Here is an 18841-nt window from a genome sequence, read left to right on the forward strand (position 1 = left end):
CCCCGACGGGCAGGGCCGCGCCTCACGCGCGCTCGAACACCGCCATGCTCTCCACGTGGGCCGTGTGCGGGAACATGTTCACCGCCCCTGCCGCCACGCAGCGGTAGCCCGCCTGGTGCACCAGCAGACCCGCGTCCCGCGCCAGCGTGGCCGGGTTGCAGCTCACATAGACGATGCGCCGGGGCGGCGTCCAGCCACCGGCCCGCTGCGGCTCCTGGTGCAGATCGGCCAGCGCCTTGGCCAGGGCGAAGGCGCCCTCGCGCGGCGGGTCCACCAGCCACTTGTCCGCCACGCCGTCGGCCACCAGCAGCTCCGGCGTCATCTCGAACAGGTTGCGGGCCACGAAGCGCGTGGGCGCCAGCGGGCGTGCCCGGCCAGTCTGGTTGAACGCCAGGTTCTCGTGCGAACGCTTGACCAGCGCCTCGCTGCCCTCGATGCCCAGCACCTCGCCGGCCTGGGTGGCGATCGGCAGGGTGAAGTTGCCCAGGCCACAGAACCAGTCGATCACCCGCTCGGTGGGCTGCGCATCCAGCAGCCGCAGGGCCCGGCCCACCAGCACGCGGTTGATCTGCGGATTCACCTGGGTGAAATCGGTCGGCTTGAACGGCATGGTGATGCCGAACTCGGGCAGGCTGTACGAGAGCTGCGGTCCCCCCTCGTCCAGCAGCTTCACCGTGTCGGGCCCCTTGGCCTGCAGCCACCACTGCACGCCTTGCGCCGCCGCGAAGGCGCGCAGGCGGCCCAGGTCGGCCTCGGTCAGCGGCTCCAGGTGGCGCAGCACCAGGGCGGTGACCTCGTCGCCGCAGGCCAGCTCGATCTGCGGACAGGTCTCGCGCGCGTCCATGCCGAAGATGAGGTCGCGCAGCGGCATGAGCATGGCGCTCACGTGCGGCGGCAGCACGTGGCAGACCTGCATGTCGGCCACGTAGCGGCTCTTGCGCTCGTGAAAGCCGATCAGCACCTCGCCCTTCTTGTGCACATGGCGCACCGACAGGCGTGCGCGGTAACGGTAGCCCCAGGCCGGCCCTTCGATGGGGCGCAGCAGCGTCTCGGCCTTGACCTTGCCCAGGTGCCACAGGTTGTCTTCCAGCACCCGCTGCTTGATGGCCACCTGCGCGCTCTCGTGCAGGTGCTGCATCTTGCAGCCGCCGCAGGCGCCGGCATGCAGACCGAAGTGCGGACAGCCCGGGCGGACCCGCTGCGACGATTCGCGGTGGATGGCGGTGGCGGTGGCGGCTTCCCAGTTGTTCTTGCGCCGGTGCACGCTCACGCTGACCTGCTCGAAGGGCAGCGCGCCTTCGATGAAGACCACCTTGCCGTCCGGCCGGTGGGCAATGCCCTGGGCTTCGATGTCGAGGGATTCGACGGCCAGCCAGCCGTCGGGCAGTTCAGGGGTTTTTTGTTCGGGGGCGTCGGATTGCATCCCCCGATTGTCTCAGGCCGGGCGCACGCCCTTCAGGCCCAGGCGGCCAGGTATTCCTGCCAGTGCGGCTCGTCCGGCGCCAGATGGCCCAGGGTCTCGCGCACGTAGGCGATCTCGCGGTCGTATTCCTCGGGCGTGAAGCCGCCGCGCATCTTCTGGAACCGGCAATACACCAGGTAGGTGTTCATGACGTCGGTCTCGCAGTAGCGGCGGATCTCCTCGGTCTGGCCGGCCAGGTACTGGCTGTAGACCTGCGAGCCGTCCATGCCCAGCTTGCCGGGAAAACCGCACAGCTTGGCCAGTGCGTCCAGCGGCGCATTGTTCTTGGGGGTGTACATGGCCAGCAGGTCCATCAGGTCCAGATGGCGCATGTGGTAGCGGCTGATGTAGTTGTTCCACTTGAACTCGCGGTCGTCCTCGCCCATGTCCCAGTAGCGGCTGGCCTCCACGCCGTGGCGCAGCCCCCGGTAGTGCAGCACCGGCAGGTCGAAGCCGCCGCCGTTCCAGCTCACCAGCTGGGGCGAATGCTTCTCGACCGCGTTGAAGAAGGTCTGGACCACCTTGCCTTCGCTCTGGCCGTCGCGGTCGACGAAGGAGTGGATGCGCAGGCCTTCGGCGTTGCGGAACACGCAGCTGATGACCAGCACCCGCTGCAGGTGCAGCGGCATGAAGTCGCTCTGGTTGCGGGCCTTGCGCTCTTCCAGCCAGCCGGCGTACACCTCGGCATCGGGCTTGTCGGCCGGCTCGCCGCGCAGGGCCCGCAGGCCCTCGATGTCCGGGATGGACTCGATGTCGAAGACCAGCACCGGCCAGGCCATGGCGGTGGCCTCAGCGCTTGGGCAGGTGGCCCAGCGGATCGACCGGCTTGCCCAGGCGCCGCACCTCGAAGTGCAGCTTGACGCGGTCGGCGTCGCTGCTGCCCATCTCGGCGATCTTCTGGCCCTGCTTCACCGCCTGGTCTTCACGCACCAGCAGCGCCTGGTTGTGGGCGTAGGCGGTGAGGTAGGTGTTGTTGTGCTTGAGGATGATGAGGTTGCCGTAGCCACGCAGGCCGGCACCGGCATACACCACGCGGCCGTCGGCGGCGGCCACCACCGGATCGCCGATGCGGCCACCGATGCCCACACCCTTGTTGGTGGCTTCGTCGAACTGGGCCACGATCGGGCCGTTGGCCGGCCACACGAAATTGAGCTCGTCACCCGCCGGCGTGGCGGCCTGCGCCGGTGCCGGTGCAGGGGTCGGCGCTGCGGCCGGCGCGGGTGCCGGGGCCGGGGACGGCGCGGGCTGGCTCGTCTCGCTCAGGGGGCGGCCCACCACGCCGCCGCTGCTCACCGGCGCTGCGGCCACCACGGGCGCAGCCGGCGCTGCGGGAGCCGCGGGCGGCGCCACGCGGAGCACCTGCCCGATCTCGATGGAGGACGGGTTGGCCAGGTTGTTCCAGGCGGCGATGTCGCGCCAGTTCTGGCCGTTGTCCAGGGCGATGCGGTAGACGGTGTCGCCGGCCTTGACGGTGTAGTAGCCGGGCTTGCCGGCGTTTTCGGCACCGGGCTTGGCGGCCACGGTCTCGGACCGGGAAAAGCCCCGGTCTTCCACCGGTGCAGGCCCGCTGACGCGGGTGGTGCTGCAACCGGCCGCCAGCAGGGCAGCCACCACCATGCTCGCGAGGGTGCCGGCGCGGACCGGTCGGCCCGCCGCTCGGCCGGTGCCGGTGGTCATGGGAAGCGCTTGATTCATGAGGACTCCAGCAAGGTCTGACGGACCCGCAGAGGCGGGCCCGGTGTGTGGGAGGCGTGGCGCACCCAGGGGGTGGCGCGTCAGGCAATGCCCGATTTTAGGGGCACGAAATGAACGGCCTCCAGCTCGGTCCGGACGATGCCGGCAGCGGTCTTGTCGATCACCACCAGGTTCTGCCGGCCCGCAGCAGTGACGGCGGGGGCCACCAGCCGGCCACCCACCGCCAGCTGATCGATCCAGGCCGAGGGCAGGTCGTTGCCGCCGGCCGCCGCAATGATGGCCGCATAGGGTGCGCCGGCCGGGAATCCCAGCATGCCGTCGCCGAACAGGAGGTGCAGGTTGGACAGGCGCAGCGGCCGAAGGTTCTCGCGGGCCTTGTCGTGCAGGCCCCGCAGCCGCTCGATGCTGTACACCTCGCGGGCCACGCGGCTGAGCACGGCGGCCTGGTAGCCGCAGCCGGTGCCGATCTCCAGCACGCGTCCGGCCACGCCGGCCGGGCCCTGGCAGATCAGCTCGATCATGCGGGCCACCACGCTGGGCTTGCTGATGGTCTGCCCCAGGCCGATGGGCAGGCTGGTGTCTTCGTAGGCCTGGGTGGCCAGGGCGGTGTCGACGAAACGGTGCCGCTCCACCGCGCCGAGTGCGGCCAGCACGGCCGGGTGCGACACACCCCCGGCCTGCAGCCGGCGCACCATGGCCATGCGCACTGCCGACGAGTCCATGCCGACCCCGGTCGGCGGGGCCACCCTGGCTGCGGGCGCCTCGGCGGCCGTGCGGCGCACCTGGGCCGGGGACGAGGACGGCAGCCGGGCCGGGAATCCCGGTCGCTGGCGTCCGCCGGGGGACTGGGTCACCGCTCGCCCCCGCTCAGGGCCGCCGCCGTGGGGGCCCAGTAGGCCAGCCGGTCGTGGTCGGTCAGGTCCACCTGCAGCGGCGTGATGGTGGCGTAGCCCTGCTGGGTGGCATGGAAGTCGGTGCCGTCCACGTCGTCCTTGGCGGGGCCGGCGCTGCCGATCCAGTACATGGTGTCGCCCCGGGGGTTGACCTGGGTGATCACCGCCTCGGCGGCATGCCGCCGGCCCAGGCGGGCGACCTTGAAGCCGCGGATCTCGCTGGCCGGGCGGCAGGGAATGTTCACGTTGAGCAGCCACGGGTCCTGGCGGATCTGGGCGCCCTCCAGCGAAGGCAGCAGCCGGCGCACCAGCTCGGCGGCCTTGTCGGCTGCCGCGTCCAGGTGGGCCCAGCCTTTCTCGGTCTGGGAGAAGGCAATGGCCGGAATGCCGAACAGATAGCCTTCCATGGCGGCGCCCACGGTGCCGGAATAGATGGTGTCGTCGCCCATGTTGGCGCCGTTGTTGATGCCCGACACCACCAGGTCGGGCCGGTACCCCAGCAGGCCGGTGAGCGCGATGTGCACGCAGTCGGCCGGCGTGCCGTTGACGTAGCGAAAGCCGTTGGGTGCCCGTTGCACATACAGTGGCGAATGCAGCGTCAGCGCGTTCGATTTGGCGCTGTTGTTGTGTTCGGGGGCCACCACCTCCACGTCGGCCAGGTCCTTGAGGGCTTCGTACAGGGCAGTGATGCCGGGCGCCTGGTAGCCGTCGTCGTTGGAGATGAGGATTTTCATGCCGCGATTCTAGGCGGCGCACCCCGTCGCGCCCGGGACAAGGACACCCGTGCGCAGGCGCTGGGGCGTCCCTATCATGGCCGCTGCCCATCACAAGGAGACACCCATGCAAGCCTGGCTCTGCGAGAACCCCGTCGGCGTCGAAGCGCTGCAATGGAAGGAGCTGCCCACCCCGACCCCGGGTCCGGGCGAAGTGCTGATCGCCATCGAGGCCGCCAGCCTGAACTTCCCCGACCTGCTGATCGTGCAGAACAAGTACCAGATGAAGCCGGCCCTGCCCTTCGTGCCCGGCTCGGAATACGCCGGCGTGGTGCAGGCGGTGGGCGAAGGGGTGAAGCACCTGAAGGTCGGCCAGAAGGTGGCCTGCCTGAGCGGCACCGGCGGCTTCGGCACCCACACGCTGGCCCCGGCGGCCCTGTGCATGCCCCTGCCCGACGGCTTTCCGGCGGTGGACGCGGCGGCCTTCATCATGATCTATGCCACGTCCTGGCATGCCCTCATGGACCGGGCAGCGCTGAAGGCCGGCGAGACCGTGCTGGTGCTGGGCGCGGCCGGCGGCGTGGGCACGGCCGCCATCCAGCTGGCCAAGGCGGCCGGTGCGCGGGTGATTGCCGCTGCCTCCAGCGACGACAAATGCGCCCTGTGCCGCGAGCTGGGTGCCGACGAAACCCTCAACTACAGCGTGCACACGCCCGAGGGCAGCCTGCGCGACGAGATCAAGCGCCTGACCGGGGGCAAGGGCCCCGACGTGGTCTATGACCCGGTGGGCGGGGCTTTTGCCGAGCCGGTGTTCCGCTCCATCGCGTGGCGTGGCCGCTACCTGGTGGTGGGCTTTGCCAGCGGCCCCATCCCCAGCCTGCCGCTCAACCTGGCCCTGCTCAAGGGCGCCAGCATCGTGGGCGTCTTCTGGGGCGACTTTGCCAAGCGGGAACCGCAGGCCAACGCCGCCATGATGCAGACCCTGGCCGGCCTGTACGGCGCCGGCCGGATCAAGCCCATGATCGACCGCACCCTGCCCATGAGCGAGCTGCCGCAGGCGTATGCCGTGATGGGTTCACGGTCTGTCAAGGGCAAACTGGTGCTGGTGAACTGAGCCGGGGATAATACGGGGCACCGGTATCCCGAACCCCGTCCACCGAGCCCACATCGCCCTTCATGGCCACCGACCTCGACACGGTGCGCGTCATGCGCGCCCTCTTCAACGACATGCCGCGTGCCCCGGCGGGGCTGGAGGGGGCCGAGCTGATGGCCTGGATCCAGAAGGCCATGGTCGAGTACGAAGGGGGCGACCTGGCCTACGCGGTGGACCACATCACCCGCAGCTCCATGCTGGACATCGTGCTGCACATGCGCGAGACCGGCGCCCTGCGGGCCGACGATGCCTTCGACCAGGTGGTGCAGGAGATCTCCACCCCCGAGGGCCGCAAGGCCTTCATGGACCGTTGCATCCTGGCCCAGTACAGCGTGAACGCCACCGACCGCCTGCTGCGGCGGGCGCGCTCGCCCTGGGAGGAACCCGATCCGCTGTTCCGCACGCCCCCGGAAGCCATCGACCGCCTGGTGCGTGGCCTGCCGGGCGGGGCCGGGCCGCTCACCGCCGAGTTCGCGGCCCGCGACGACGTGCGCCGCATCGGCGTGATGGCCCAGGGCGAGCTGTCGGTGCACGAATTCGACTGGGGCTTCATCACCGAGTCGGCCGGCGCCTGGAACTTCTATGTGGCCGAGGTCTGGCGGGCCGGCACCGTGGGCTACTTCGAACGTTTCCTGGACGCCTGGAAAAGCGCGTTCGGCGCAGTGCCCGTCGACACCGATCCGGTGCCCAAACCGCCGGCCTGGCTGTCGGTGGAGGACGGCATCGCCAGCTTCAGCTGCATCCGGCTGGTGCGGGAATCCGGGCATGACAGCCCGACCGAACGCCGCTGGGTCGGCGAGGTGTTCGTGGCGCGGCTGCTTCCGCTCATGGCGGCCCGTGCCCTGACCGAGAACTACGTCTTCCCGCTGCACTGGCACGCCGAGTGAACGACCGGCTGCCCTACATCGACGCCCTCAAGGCGGTGGGTGCGCAGCTGATCGTGCTGCACCACCTGGCCTTCTACGGGCCCATGTCCGACTGGACCCACCGGCTGCTGCCCGAGCTGGTGGAATGGTTCAGCCAGGACGCGCGCATGGCGGTGCAGATGTTCCTGGTGGTGGCGGGCTTTCTGGCGGCGCGCAGCCTGGCACCCCAGGGCACGCTGCAGGCGCCCTCGGCCTTGCCGCTCCTGTGGCAGCGGTATGCACGGGTGGCCCTGCCCTACCTCGCCTCGCTGCTGGTGGCCATGGTCTGCACCGAGGTCGCGCGCTTCTGGATGACCCACGACTCGCTGCCGGACCGCCCGGACCTCTGGCAGTTCGTCACCCACGCCTTGCTGGTGCACACGCTGCTGGACGTGGATTCGTTGTCGGCCGGCGTCTGGTACGTGGCCATCGATTTCCAGCTCTACGCGGTGCTGCTGGGCCTGCTGTGGCTGGTGCGCCGCCTCGGTCCGGCCGGACCCGAGCGGGCATCCGGCCAGGTGCGGCTGGTGGTGCTGCTGGTCGTGGCCTTGTCGCTGTTCCACTTCAACCGCGACGCCGACTGGGACAGTTGGGCCATCTACTTCTTTGGCGCCTACGGCATGGGCGTTCTGGCCTGGTGGATCAGCGACCCGGCCGACGCCGGACCAGGCCGGCGCCTGGGGTGGCTGATGGTGGGTCTGTGCCTGCTGGCGCTCGCGCTGGAATGGCGCACCCGCATTGCGCTGGCCTTGCTGGTGGCCGTCAGCCTGGTGTGGTCACGGCGCAGCGGCTGGCTGCACACCTGGCCGCGCAGCGCGGTGCTGGCGTACCTCAGCCGCATCTCGTACTCGGTGTTCCTGCTGAATTTTCCGGTGGCGCTGGTGGTGAACGCCTGGTTCAGCCGCCACGCGCCCCAGGACCCGGTGATGCAGTCCCTGGGGGTGCTGCTGGCCTGGCTGGCCTGCAACCTGCTCGGGGCGGCCTTCCACCACGCCGTGGAAGCGAGGCTGGGACGGCTGGGGCGGCTGGGCCGCCGTCGCCCCGCCGCCGCCTGAGCGATCAGGCCACGCCGTCGCAGCGCTGACGCAGGTGCGCCAGCGCCTCCTCGACCTGATCGATGAGGATCAGGCAGAGGTCGCCCTTCTGCAGGCGGTCCAGCGCGGTGTCGATGGCCACGAACTCGCCCTGGATGGTGTCGATGCGCCGGGTCCGGCTGGCGCCGCTCAAGCCCTCGCGCAGCAGGCCCACCACCTCGCCCGGCGACCGGCCACGCTGGCAGGCGTCCTCGTACAGGATGACCTCGTCGAAGGCCGCGCCCAGGATCTGCGTCTGCTCGCGGATGTCCTCGTCGCGGCGGTCGCCGGCACCGCTGATGACCACCATGCGGCGCTCGCCCGGGATGGCGTCCACCGCCGAGACCAGGGCACGCATGGCGTCCGGGTTGTGGCCGTAGTCGGCGATCACGGTGGCGCCCCGGTGGTTCATGAGGTTGAAGCGGCCCGGTGCATTGCCCACGTCGGTGCGGAAGCTCGCCATGCCCTGGCGGATCACATCCCAGTCCAGACCCAGGCCCCAGGCAGCCGCCAGCGAGGCCATGGCGTTCTCCACCTGGAAGCCGATGCGCCCGCCGAAGGTGATGGGCACATCCTTCAGGGCCACGGTGTGGCGCTGGGCTCCCTCACCCGCCACGATGTGGCCGTCTTCCACCCACACGGCACGCCGGCCCTGTTCGCGGTGGGTGGCCAGCACCGGGTTGCGCGCATCCACGGCAAAGAAGATGACCTGGCCGGTGCAGACCTCGGCCATGCGCTGGCAGTGCGGGTCGGCCGCATTGAGCACGCCGTAGCCGCCCGGTGCCACGTTCTGCACGATCACGCGCTTGAGCACCGCGATGTCTTCCACCGTGGTGATGTAGTTCAGGCCCAGGTGGTCGCCGGCGCCGATGTTGGTCACCACCGCCACCTGGCAGCGGTCGAAGCCCAGGCCCTCGCGCAGGATGCCGCCGCGCGCGGTCTCGAACACGGCAGCGTCCACCTCGGGGTGCATGAGCACGTTGCGTGAACTGCGCGGGCCGGCGCAGTCGCCGCTGTCGGTCTGGCGGCCGTTCACATACACGCCGTCGGTGTTGGTCATGCCCACGCGCAGGCCGCTGCCGGCCACGATGTGGGCGATCATGCGGGCGGTGGTGGTCTTGCCGTTGGTGCCGGTCACCGCCACCACCGGAATGCGGCCGTTGTCACCGGGCGGATACAGGTGGTCGATGATGGCCTCGCCCACCGCGCGGCCCTTGCCGAAGGAGGGCTTGAGGTGCATGCGCAGGCCGGGCGCGGCGTTCACCTCGACGATGCCGCCGCTCTGTTCTTCCAGCGGCCGCAGCACGGTCTCGCACACCACGTCCACGCCGCACACGTCCAGGCCGATCATGCGGGCCGCGGCCACGGCGCGGGCCGCGACCTCGGGGTGCACATCGTCGGTGACGTCGGTGGCGGTGCCGCCGGTGGACAGGTTGGCGTTGTTGCGCAGCACCACCCGCTCGCCCTTGGCCGGCACGGTGTCGGGGGTGTGGCCCTGGATCTTCAGCCGCGCCAGGGCGATCTCGTCGATGCGCATGCGGGTCAGCGCGGTGGCGTGGCCGTCGCCACGGCTGGGATCGGCATTGACCTGCTCCACCAGCTGGGCCACGGTGTGCACGCCGTCACCGATGACCTGGGGCGGATCGCGGCGGGCAGCGGCAATCAGCTTCTCGCCCACCACCAGCAGCCGGTAGTCGCTGCCGGGCAGGAACTTCTCGATCATGGGCGTGCCGTATTCGGAGGCCACGCGCCAGGCCAGCTCCAGGTGGTCGCGGTCGACGATGTTCACCGTCACGCCCTTGCCCTGGTTGCCGTCCTGCGGTTTCACCACCACCGGCAGGCCCACTTCCAGCGCCACGGCCCAGGCGTCTTCGGCCTTCTCCACCGGGCGCCCCCAGGGCACCGGCACGCCGGCGGCCCGCAGCAGGGTCTTGGTGAGGTCCTTGTCCTGGGCGATGGTCTCGGAGACCGCGCTGGTGCCATCCACCTCGGCCGCCCAGATGCGCCGCTGCTTCGAACCCCAGCCGAACTGCACCAGCGAGCCCGAGGTGAGCCGGCGGAACGGGATGCCCCGAGCCACGGCAGCGTTGACGATGGAACCGGTCGAGGGGCCCAGGCGCACGTCCTCGTCGAGCTCGCGCAGACCGGCGATCACCGTCTCCACATCGAACGGCTTGGGATGGCCGGCGCGCACATGGGCAATGAGCCGTTCGGCCTGGCGGAAGGCCTCGCGGCCCACCGGCTCCTCGGTGTATTCCACCACCACCTGGTAGGTGCCTTTTTCCACCGTCTCGGTGCAGCGCGAGAAGCTCACCGGGCAGCCGGCCTGGGCCTGCAGGGCCAGCGCCACCAGCTTGAGCACGTTGGCCATCGACATTTCCTGCCGGTCGTGGCGCCACAGGCCGAGCTGCGGAAACTGGGCCCGCAAGGCCGGCTCGAAAGCCGGCATGCCGGCCAGCGAACGCTCTTCGGGAGTGCAGTGGACGATGGCCTCGATGGCGGTCTGGCGGGTCCAGAGGTTGGGTCCGCGCAGGGCGCGGATGCGAGAGATTTCCATGGATCGGGTCGTGTTCTTGGGTTGGACGCGAGCGGGGTTCTTCAGGCAACAGCCGGGATGTCGAAGTGTTCGAGGCCGGCCACGATGAGGGCAGGCGCCATGCCGGCCGCCCAGGCGGCAGCGGCGGCGCCGCACAGGGCCATCAGGTCGGCCGGGGCCGTGCCGCCGGGCAGCTGTGCCCGGGCGACCACCCGGCCCTCCTCGACCAGCGCCACGCCACCGTCCTGCGGGCGGGCCAGCCGCCGGATGCCGCTCTCAGGGGTCGGCGGGGTGGAGCCAAAGCCATAGACGGCACCGTCGCAATGCCGGCCCAGGGCCACCACATCGGGCTGGTCCAGGTTCAGCACGCAGGCGCCGTGGTCCAGCACCACGTCGACCTGCGTGCGCAGGGCACGGGCCACGCCCTCGGGCCCCTGCACGTCGTGGCGGGCCAGCGTTTCCCAGCCGGACAGATCGGTCACCACGCCGACCAGGCAGCGGTCGTACGGCAGACCCTGGTCCAGGATCAGACCGGCAGAGACCTGCACCACCAGGCTGCGGATCTCGCGGTTCATGAGCAGACGCTCGCACTGGTGCCAGTAGCCGGCCTCGGCCGCTTCCAGCCGGCGCCGGCCCAGGTAGATGCCGTCGCGGCAGGCGAGCCCGGCCGGGGCCTGCCCGGTGCCCAGGCACATCAGGTGGGCGGCGGCCCGGGCCAGCAGGGTGCTGCCCTCTTCACCCGCCACACCCACCAGCGGGATGCGGCCGGCCATGGCGTCGTCGACCGGGAACAGCTGGCGCACGATGGCCTCGCCCACCGGGCGCGGCTGGCCGATGGCGGGCTTGAGGTGCATGAGCAGGCCGGGGCCGGCATTGACCTCCACGATGGCGCCGCCCACGGCGTGCAGCGGCTGGCCGATGTCGGTGGTCACCAGATCGATGCCGGCAATGTCCAGGCCCACGGTGCGGGCGGCCAGACCGGCCATGTAGGCCACCTCGGGATGGACCTCGTCGGTGCAGTCGAAGGCCATGTTGCCGTTGCGCTGCACCAGCACGCGCTGGCCGGCGGCGGGCACGGCATCGGGCCCCAGGCCCTGGCGCTGCAGCAGCAGGCACATGGCGGGCTCGCGGTCGAGGATGATGGTCTCCAGCGGGAACTCTTCGGCGTCGCCCCGGCGCGGGTCGCTGTTGAGCTGCAGGTCGACCAGCGTGCGCACCGTGTTCCGGCCGTCGCCGGTGATCCACAGGCTCTCGCCCCGGTTGGCCGCCACCACCCGGCCGCCCACCACCAGCAGGCGGTGCTCGTTGCCGGGGATGAACTTCTCGACGATGACGTCGCTGCCCTCGGCATCGGCGATCGCAAAGGCCTGTTCGATGTCGCTCCTGTCGCTGAGCTCCAGCGACACGCCACGGCCGTGGTTGGCATCGCTGGGCTTGACCACCACCGGCACGCCGATGTCTTCAGCGGCCTCCCAGGCCTCGGCGGCATTGGCCACCACGCGGCCTTCGGGCACCGGCACGCCGCAGGCGATGAGCAGCGTCTTGGTGAGGTCCTTGTCGCAGGCGATGTTCTCGGCAATCGCGCTGGTGAGGTCGGACTCGGCCGTCCAGATGCGGCGCTGGCTGGCGCCGTGGCCGATCTGCACGAGGTTGCCGTCGTTCAGGCGCAGGTGCGGGATGCGGCGGTCGGTGGCGGCCTGCACGATGGCGGCGGTGGAGGGGCCGAGCCAGGTGTCGTCCACCACCGCGCGCAGGGCCTCGACCGCCGCCGGCACGTCGAAGGCTTCGTTGTTGATGGCGGCTTCCAGCAGCGCGTGGCCGTGGCGCAGGGCGGCCTCGCCGGTGGGCTGGTTGCGGGCGCGGAACACCATGCGGTAGACGCCGGTGCGGCTGGTGCTGCGGGTCTGGCCGAAGCCGGTGGGCATGCCGGCCCGGTTGAGCAGCTCGATCACGCAGTGCTCCAGCACGTGACCGGCCCAGGTGCCTTCGCGCAGGCGCTGGATGAAGCCGCCGTGTTCACCCACCCCGCAGTGATGGGACTCCAGCCCCGGCAGCCAGGCCAGCAGGCGGTCGGTCAGCCCGTCGATGGTGTTGGATGGTCGCTCCTCCAGCGGCCCCAGGTCCAGCCAGACCTCCATGGCCGAACGGTAGGTCCAGGCGTTCGGTCCCCCCAGGAACCGGTGCTGGAGGATGGTGATGGCAAATCGGTTGGAATCCATAAAAAGCAGTTGATGGGCTGTCCGGATGGCGCACCGTGCGCGGGTTTGCGGCCCGTATTCTCCGCTGAGCCGGGCCCGCCGGGGCTTAGCGCGTGTTAAGAAATGCTGGACTCGTGTTGCACACGCGAAGTGACCGACAATTCCGCACCCATGACAGTGCCCATGCCGCCCGTTTCCACCCCCTCCCCCGCCGCACCGCTGGCCCGCCTGACCGTCGACCTGGACGAGGCCGGCCACTTCGCCCGGAGCGAACTCGAGCTCCACCCCGGTCTGCTGCGCCACCGCCAGGCCGACGGCACCGCGCACGACCAGCCGCTGAGAGCGGGGCTGGCCCTGCGCCACACCGACCACGCCGGCGTGGCCACCCTGTCGCTGCACGACGAACACCAGCGCCTGGCAAGCTGGCGCTTCACCCTGGCCCAGAACCCGGCGGCGCTGCGCCTGGTGCGGCAGTTCGACCGGCAGATCGCCATGCTGCAGGCCCCGCAGGCCGATGCGCCCGGCGAGGACGCGCCCCTGCTCTGCCCCACCTGCCAGTCGGTGCTGCCCCCCGAGAGCGACGACTGCGAGACCTGTGCCCGCGAACGCGCCGAGGTGCCGTCCACCTGGGTGCTGCTGCGCCTGTGGCGCTTCGCCCGGCCCTACCGCTGGCAACTGCTCACCGGCTTCCTGCTCACGCTGGCGTCCACCGCCGCCACGCTGGTGCCGCCCTACCTCACCATCCCGCTGATGGACGATGTGCTCATTCCGTTCCAGAACGGCCAGCGCATCGACACCGCCTACGTGACGCTGCTGCTCAGCGGCCTGCTGGGTGCCGGCCTGCTGGCCTGGGCGCTGGGCTGGGCCCGCACCTGGCTGCTGGCCCTGGTGTCCGAACGCATCGCGGCCGACCTTCGCACCAGCGCCTTCGACCACCTGCTGGGCCTGTCGCTGGACTACTTCGGGGCCAAGCGCACCGGCGACCTCATGGCCCGCATCGGTTCGGAAACCGACCGGCTCTCGGTGTTCCTGTCGCTGCACGCGCTGGACTTCCTCACCGACGTGCTGATGCTGGGCATGACCTCGGTGATCCTGTTCTCCATCAACCCCTGGCTGGCGCTGGTCACCCTGCTGCCCCTGCCCTTCATTGCCTGGATGATCCACCTGGTGCGCGACCGGCTGCGCACCGGCTTCGAGAAGGTCGACCGCGTCTGGGGCGACGTGACCAACGTGCTGGCCGACACCATCCCGGGCATCCGGGTGGTGAAGGCCTTCGCGCAGGAGAAGCGCGAGTCCGACCGCTTCAAGGAAGCCAACACCCAGAACCTGGCGGTCAACGACCGCATCAACAAGACCTGGAGCCTGTTCTCGCCCACCGTCACCCTGCTGACCGACGTGGGCCTGCTGGTGGTGTGGGCCTTCGGCATCTGGCAGATCAGCAAGGGCGACATCACGGTGGGCGTGCTGACCGCCTTCATCGCCTACATCGGCCGCTTCTACGGCCGGCTCGACTCCATGAGCCGCATCGTCTCGGTCACGCAGAAGGCGGCCGCCGGTGCCAAGCGCATCTTCGACATCCTGGACCACGTGTCCAACGTGCCGGAACCCAGCGACCCGGTGGACGCACCCACCGTGAAGGGTGGCCTGTCCATGCGCGACATCGCCTTCCGCTACGGCAACCGCTCGGTCATCCGCAACCTCGATCTGGACATCCGCCCCGGCGAGATGATCGGCCTGGTGGGCCACAGCGGCTCCGGCAAGAGCACGCTGGTCAACCTGATCTGCCGCTTCTACGACGTGAGCGCCGGCAGCATCCAGCTCGACGGCACCGACATCCGCCGCTTCCGGGTGGCCGACTACCGCCGCCACATCGGCCTGGTGCTGCAGGAGCCCTTCCTGTTCTTCGGCACCGTGGCCGAGAACATCGCCTACGGCAAGCCCGGCGCCACCCGCGCCGAGATCGTGGCGGCCGCCCGCGCCGCCCATGCGCACGACTTCATCCTGCGGCTGCCGCAGGGCTACGACTCGCTGGTGGGCGAACGCGGCCAGGGCCTGTCGGGCGGCGAACGCCAGCGCATCAGCATCGCCCGCGCCCTGCTGATCGATCCGCACATCCTGATCCTGGACGAGGCCACCTCGGCGGTGGACACCGAGACCGAGAAGGAAATCCAGAAAGCCCTGGACAACCTGGTGCAGGGCCGCACCACGATCGCCATCGCCCACCGCCTGTCCACGCTGCGCAAGGCCGACCGCCTGGTGGTCATGGACCGGGGCGAGGTGGTGGAGGTCGGCCCGCACGACGAGCTGATCGCCCGCCAGGGGCACTACTGGCGGCTGTACGAGGCCCAGGCCCGGCAGGCCGCCGAGGAAGACGCCGAACACGAGGACGCCCTGCTGGCCCGCCACCTGCCCCAGCCCTCGGCCCACCCCACCGCCCAGAACTGAGTTGCCGCATGAGCGCCCCCGACTTCGAACTCCGACGCAATGCCCACGGCCAGTGGGTCTGCCGCCTGCCCGACGGCACCGAGCACCCCGGCGTGCAGGCGGTGCGCGCCTTTCCGCTCAACGCCCCGGACGAGGCCATCTCGCTGGTGGCGTCCGACGGCACCGAGCAGGTGTTCATCCCGGTGCTGTCGGCGCTGCCGGCCGAGCACCAGCAGGCGGTGCGCGACGCCCTGTCCGATCGCGACATGGTGCCGGTGATCCAGCGCATCGTTTCGGTCAGCACCTTTGCCACGCCCAGCACCTGGGACGTGCAGACCGACCGCGGCCCGACCCGGCTGGTGCTCAAGGTGGAGGAAGACATCCGCCGCCTGCCGGGTCAGCGGCGCCTGCTGATCACCAGCAGCCACGGCCTGGTGTTCGAGGTGCCCGACCGCACCCGGCTGGACCGCGCATCGCGCCGGCTGCTGGAGCGCTTCCTCTGATCCGCTGACGCTACTGCGGCGGCCAGCGCAGGGTCACGCCGGCCCGGGCCAGCCGCTCGATGTCTTCCGGGCGGTCCACGTCGGACGAGAAGCGCTCATGGGGTGCCTGCCAGCGCCAGACCTGCTCCGGATTCGCCTGCTGCCACTGCCGACCGCCCTGGCCCGGCGGTGCATCGCGCAGGGCCTGGGCCACCGGCCACGACAGCACCACCGGGTGCCCCGGCTGGCCGGCATGCACCGGCTGCAGGAACCCCACGCCCGGTGCCCGCTGCGCCCACACCGACAGCAAGGCACCCACATCGTCCGAAGTGAGCAAGGGCTGGTCGGCCAGCTGCACCAGCACGGTGTCGGTTCCCTGGGGCAACGCCGCCAGCCCCAGCCGCAGCGACGCGTCCTGCGGGGCGTGCGGGTCGGGGTTGAGCACGCGATGCAACTGCAGGCCCGGACACTCCGGCATGGCATCGAGTGCGGCGCCGATGCGGTCCGCGTAGTGCCCCAGCACCACCACCACGTGTGCCACACCGGCCTGGTGCAGTTGCTGGATCAGGCGCACCACCAGGGGTGTGCCGTCGCGCTCGAGCAGGCACTTGGGTCGAAGGCCCATGCGCGAGGCCGATCCGGCGGCCAGCAGAACGGCCCGGACCGCACCGGGCTGGTGGTCAGCCGTGTCGTGAAGAAGACTCATGCGGCGATCATGCCGCAGCACCTTCATTCGGCCTTCAGATACCCCCCCTACAATCGCGCGCCATGCTGCGACGACGCGACGTTCCCCTGATGGGCATGGGCCTGGTGGCCACCACGGCCGACGCCCAATCCCGCCGTACCGGCCGCCTGGTGGTCATCGGCGGCGCCGAGGACCGGCTGCATGACAAGGTCATCCTCAAGCGCTTCACCGAACTGTGCGGCGGGCCGGGCAGCCGCATCCGCGTGCTCAGTGCCGCCAGCAGCGCCCCCGAACGCGCCTGGGACAACTACCAGCGCGCCTTCGGCGAACTCGGGGTGTCCGACTGCGCCCCCATCCCCATCCCCGACCGGGCGGCCGCCGACACCAGCACCGTCACCGACCTCATCCTGGAAGCCGACGGCATCTTCATCTCCGGGGGCGATCAGCGCCGCCTGATGGACCTGCTGTGGGAGACCGACGCCTTCCGCGCCCTGCATGTGGCCTTCCACCTGCGCGGCTGCTGCATCGGCGGCACCAGCGCCGGCGCGGCTGCGCTGTCGCGCCACATGCTGGTGCGTGGCGAGGCGGTGCGCCTGCCCGAGAAGGAGGCCGCCGAACTCGACATCGGCCTGGGCTTCATCGGCGGCGCCATCGTCGACCAGCACTTCTCCGAACGCGGGCGCCTGGCGCGGCTGCTGTCGGCCATCACCCAGCGCCCGGAACTGCTGGGCGTGGGTGTGGACGAGGACACCGCCCTGGTCATCGAACGCGACAGCGCCATCGAAGTCATCGGCCAGGGCGCGGTGACACTGGTGGATGCCCGCGACATGAAGTCCAACAACCCCCTCATCGAACCGGGCGAACGCCTGGAAATGCTGGACGTGCGCCTGCACGTGCTGCCGGCGGGGCACCGCTACAGCGCGCACGAGGTGGTCCAGCGGGTGCAGCAGATGCCGCCGCGCCTGCGCACCGCCATCGGCCAGCTGGTGGCGCCGGGCCCCATCCGGGGCTGACCGGGCCTGCCGGGCCGATCCGGTAACGATTGAGAACAAATTCACGCTCAAGGCCCGGTCCCGGGGGTCGATGGAACAGCCATACCGCCTCCATCCGACCGCCCCAAGGACCGCATGAGCTCCCCGCTGACCGTCACGCCCGCCATCGTCCACCAGACGCTGGCCCAGCACGGCTGGCTGCTGCCCAAGGCACAGAGCGAGGTCTATTCCCACGCCGACAGCGCCGTGCAGCTGATGGTGTGCGTGGCGCCCGCCATGCACAAGGGAGAACCCTTCATCGTCACCGCCGTGCTCGGGGGCGAGCGGCGCGAACGCCGGGAATCGGCCGACTCGCTGCTGCGCCTGATCGCCAGCGGCCCCCTGCTGCTGAACGAGCCACAGATGCTGAGTGCGCCCGGCGTCACCCTGATCATGACCCCCTGGAGCGCCCGCGACGACGTGCGCGCCATGGCGGTCACGGTGGGCGACCAGATCAGCCCGCGCCGCGAATCGGTGGACGCCTCGCGCCTGGACACCGACTGGGTGGTGGTCATGCACGGTCACTCCACCCAGTCCGACCTGGCGCTGCAGATCCGCCAGGCGCTGCAGGTCTTCGTGGCCGACGCGGATTCGCTCTGGCAGGGCGCACGGCGCCTGCTGGGTCAGCGGGCACCCCGCCGCACCTGGCAGCTGCCGCTGGGCTGCACCGTCAGTGAACGGCTGGAGGGCCGGCAGGTGGTCTGGGAAGTGGCCTTCGACGATTTCCAGCTGCTCGAACGCGCCCTCTTCCTGGTGGAGGCCCGCCTGGCCATGCGCCGCGACCCCCTGCTCGAACGCGCGGCCGCCACCGTGGACGAAGACGTGGAAACCTGCATTCCCGGCATCGCGCTGACGGCGGCCCACAACAACCGGGCGTCCCGGGCGCAGATGGCCAAGCTGCTGCAGAACATGCTGTTCGTGCTGGCCCGCATCGCCTGCCCGCCGTCCATGCCGGGCGAGCTCATGACCGGCCCCGCGCCGCTGGAAGAAGCCCCGCCACCGGCCCACCCCGACCGGCGTCAGGGGTTTTGATTGATAACGATTCTCATTTAATATGGAGCCATCGATCTTCGAAAGGCTCCGATGGCACCCGACACCGATCCCCCGACCCCGAACGACGAGTACATCATGGCGGCCGCCGACGCCATGCTCGCCGGCACCCTGGCCCTGCTGACCGGCCACGCGCAGTGTGGCTGCGCCCAGCAGCGCCTGCTCATGGCGCGCAAGATCCGCTCGAACCTGTACCTGCTGTCCCAGCACCCGGCCGTGCCACCGCCGCTGCGCCTGGTGGTGCAGCGCCTGCACGGGCACTGGGACGGCATCGTGGCGCAGGCCGGGGTCAGCACGGGGTTGGGCATCGAACTGCCGGAATCGCGCCTGTGGCACCCGGCGCCGGAGAGCGTGCATTGACCGGCCGCTGAACCTGCAGGCCCGGAAACGACAAAGCCCGGCAGAAGCCGGGCTTTGAACATTCATCTGGGGTGGCTGATGGGACTCGAACCCACGACAACAGGAATCACAATCCTGGACTCTACCAACTGAGCTACAGCCACCGCAAGCCTTGCATTATAGCCCGACTTGAGGGCGCCCC

General features: G+C 70.4%; 16 protein-coding genes and 1 tRNA gene. 8 read left to right on the forward strand and 9 right to left on the reverse strand.

The features are described 5' to 3' along the window. Positions 1-22: 22 nt before the first annotated feature. The 5 genes from rlmD to surE all read right to left on the reverse strand — a co-directional run bounded on the left by rlmD (position 23) and on the right by surE (position 4784). A complete protein-coding gene (rlmD, locus tag WD026_RS05250; RefSeq protein WP_425722580.1) occupies positions 23-1423 on the reverse strand; it encodes a 23S rRNA (uracil(1939)-C(5))-methyltransferase RlmD in 1401 nt (466 codons plus the stop codon). A 32-nt stretch (positions 1424-1455) separates the two neighbouring features. Beyond that, positions 1456-2241: a 3'-5' exonuclease gene (locus WD026_RS05255; RefSeq protein ID WP_425722581.1), complete on the reverse strand. Its 786-nt coding sequence runs from the start codon at positions 2239-2241 to the stop codon at positions 1456-1458. Positions 2242-2251: 10 nt separating this feature from the next. Further along, positions 2252-3079 carry a peptidoglycan DD-metalloendopeptidase family protein gene (locus WD026_RS05260; RefSeq protein WP_425723205.1) on the reverse strand — a complete coding sequence of 276 codons (828 nt, stop codon included), beginning with the start codon at positions 3077-3079 and terminating at the stop codon, positions 2252-2254. Positions 3080-3237: 158 nt separating this feature from the next. Continuing rightward, positions 3238-4011: a protein-L-isoaspartate(D-aspartate) O-methyltransferase gene (locus tag WD026_RS05265; RefSeq protein ID WP_425722582.1), complete on the reverse strand. Its 774-nt coding sequence runs from the start codon at positions 4009-4011 to the stop codon at positions 3238-3240. Then, positions 4008-4784, reverse strand: a complete 777-nt coding sequence (gene surE, locus WD026_RS05270) for a 5'/3'-nucleotidase SurE (protein ID WP_425722583.1) — start codon at positions 4782-4784, stop codon at positions 4008-4010. The genes WD026_RS05265 and surE overlap by 4 nt, the downstream gene beginning before the upstream one ends. A 106-nt stretch (positions 4785-4890) precedes the next feature. Here surE and WD026_RS05275 point away from each other — a divergent pair, with 106 nt between their 5' ends. The 3 genes from WD026_RS05275 to WD026_RS05285 all read left to right on the forward strand — a co-directional run bounded on the left by WD026_RS05275 (position 4891) and on the right by WD026_RS05285 (position 7876). Beyond that, positions 4891-5877: an NADPH:quinone oxidoreductase family protein gene (locus tag WD026_RS05275; protein ID WP_425722584.1), complete on the forward strand. Its 987-nt coding sequence runs from the start codon at positions 4891-4893 to the stop codon at positions 5875-5877. A 62-nt stretch (positions 5878-5939) separates the two neighbouring features. Continuing rightward, positions 5940-6803, forward strand: a complete 864-nt coding sequence (locus tag WD026_RS05280; protein ID WP_425722585.1) for a hypothetical protein — start codon at positions 5940-5942, stop codon at positions 6801-6803. Then, on the forward strand, positions 6800-7876 hold the full coding sequence (locus WD026_RS05285) for an acyltransferase family protein (protein ID WP_425722586.1): 1077 nt from the start codon (positions 6800-6802) through the stop codon (positions 7874-7876). Before WD026_RS05280 ends, WD026_RS05285 begins: the two co-directional genes overlap by 4 nt. Before the next feature lie 4 nt (positions 7877-7880). Here the strand turns inward: WD026_RS05285 and cphA (WD026_RS05290) are convergent, their stop codons facing one another. After that, the gene (gene cphA, locus WD026_RS05290) at positions 7881-10451 is read right to left on the reverse strand and encodes a cyanophycin synthetase (protein ID WP_425722587.1); all 2571 of its coding nucleotides are present in this window, start codon (positions 10449-10451) and stop codon (positions 7881-7883) included. Between the two features lie 41 nt (positions 10452-10492). Then, positions 10493-12649, reverse strand: coding sequence for a cyanophycin synthetase (cphA, locus tag WD026_RS05295; RefSeq protein ID WP_425722588.1), 2157 nt, complete (start codon positions 12647-12649; stop codon positions 10493-10495). A 162-nt stretch (positions 12650-12811) separates the two neighbouring features. Between cphA (WD026_RS05295) and WD026_RS05300 the strand changes: the two genes are divergently transcribed. Beyond that, positions 12812-15073: an ABC transporter ATP-binding protein gene (locus WD026_RS05300; protein WP_425722589.1), complete on the forward strand. Its 2262-nt coding sequence runs from the start codon at positions 12812-12814 to the stop codon at positions 15071-15073. Between the two features lie 8 nt (positions 15074-15081). Continuing rightward, positions 15082-15555 carry a DUF1854 domain-containing protein gene (locus WD026_RS05305; protein ID WP_425722590.1) on the forward strand — a complete coding sequence of 158 codons (474 nt, stop codon included), beginning with the start codon at positions 15082-15084 and terminating at the stop codon, positions 15553-15555. Positions 15556-15565: 10 nt separating this feature from the next. On the opposite strand, the gene WD026_RS05310 is transcribed toward WD026_RS05305, so the two are convergent. Then, entirely contained in the window at positions 15566-16240 is a 675-nt protein-coding gene (locus tag WD026_RS05310) for a nucleotidyltransferase family protein (protein ID WP_425722591.1), read from the reverse strand. 62 nt (positions 16241-16302) lie between these two features. Between WD026_RS05310 and WD026_RS05315 the strand changes: the two genes are divergently transcribed. The 3 genes from WD026_RS05315 to WD026_RS05325 all read left to right on the forward strand — a co-directional run bounded on the left by WD026_RS05315 (position 16303) and on the right by WD026_RS05325 (position 18660). Beyond that, positions 16303-17232, forward strand: a complete 930-nt coding sequence (locus tag WD026_RS05315; RefSeq protein WP_425722592.1) for a cyanophycinase — start codon at positions 16303-16305, stop codon at positions 17230-17232. A gap of 114 nt (positions 17233-17346) precedes the next feature. Then, positions 17347-18282, forward strand: a complete 936-nt coding sequence (locus tag WD026_RS05320) for a hypothetical protein (protein WP_425722593.1) — start codon at positions 17347-17349, stop codon at positions 18280-18282. Positions 18283-18333: 51 nt separating this feature from the next. Beyond that, a complete protein-coding gene (locus WD026_RS05325; RefSeq protein ID WP_425722594.1) occupies positions 18334-18660 on the forward strand; it encodes a hypothetical protein in 327 nt (108 codons plus the stop codon). A gap of 67 nt (positions 18661-18727) precedes the next feature. Here WD026_RS05325 and WD026_RS05330 read toward each other — a convergent pair. Continuing rightward, a tRNA-His gene (locus WD026_RS05330) sits at positions 18728-18803 on the reverse strand. Between the last annotated feature and the right edge of the window lie 38 nt (positions 18804-18841).

The sequence above is a fragment of the Hydrogenophaga sp. R2 genome (assembly GCF_049843595.1).
In the GTDB taxonomy this organism is placed as follows: domain Bacteria; phylum Pseudomonadota; class Gammaproteobacteria; order Burkholderiales; family Burkholderiaceae_C; genus Hydrogenophaga.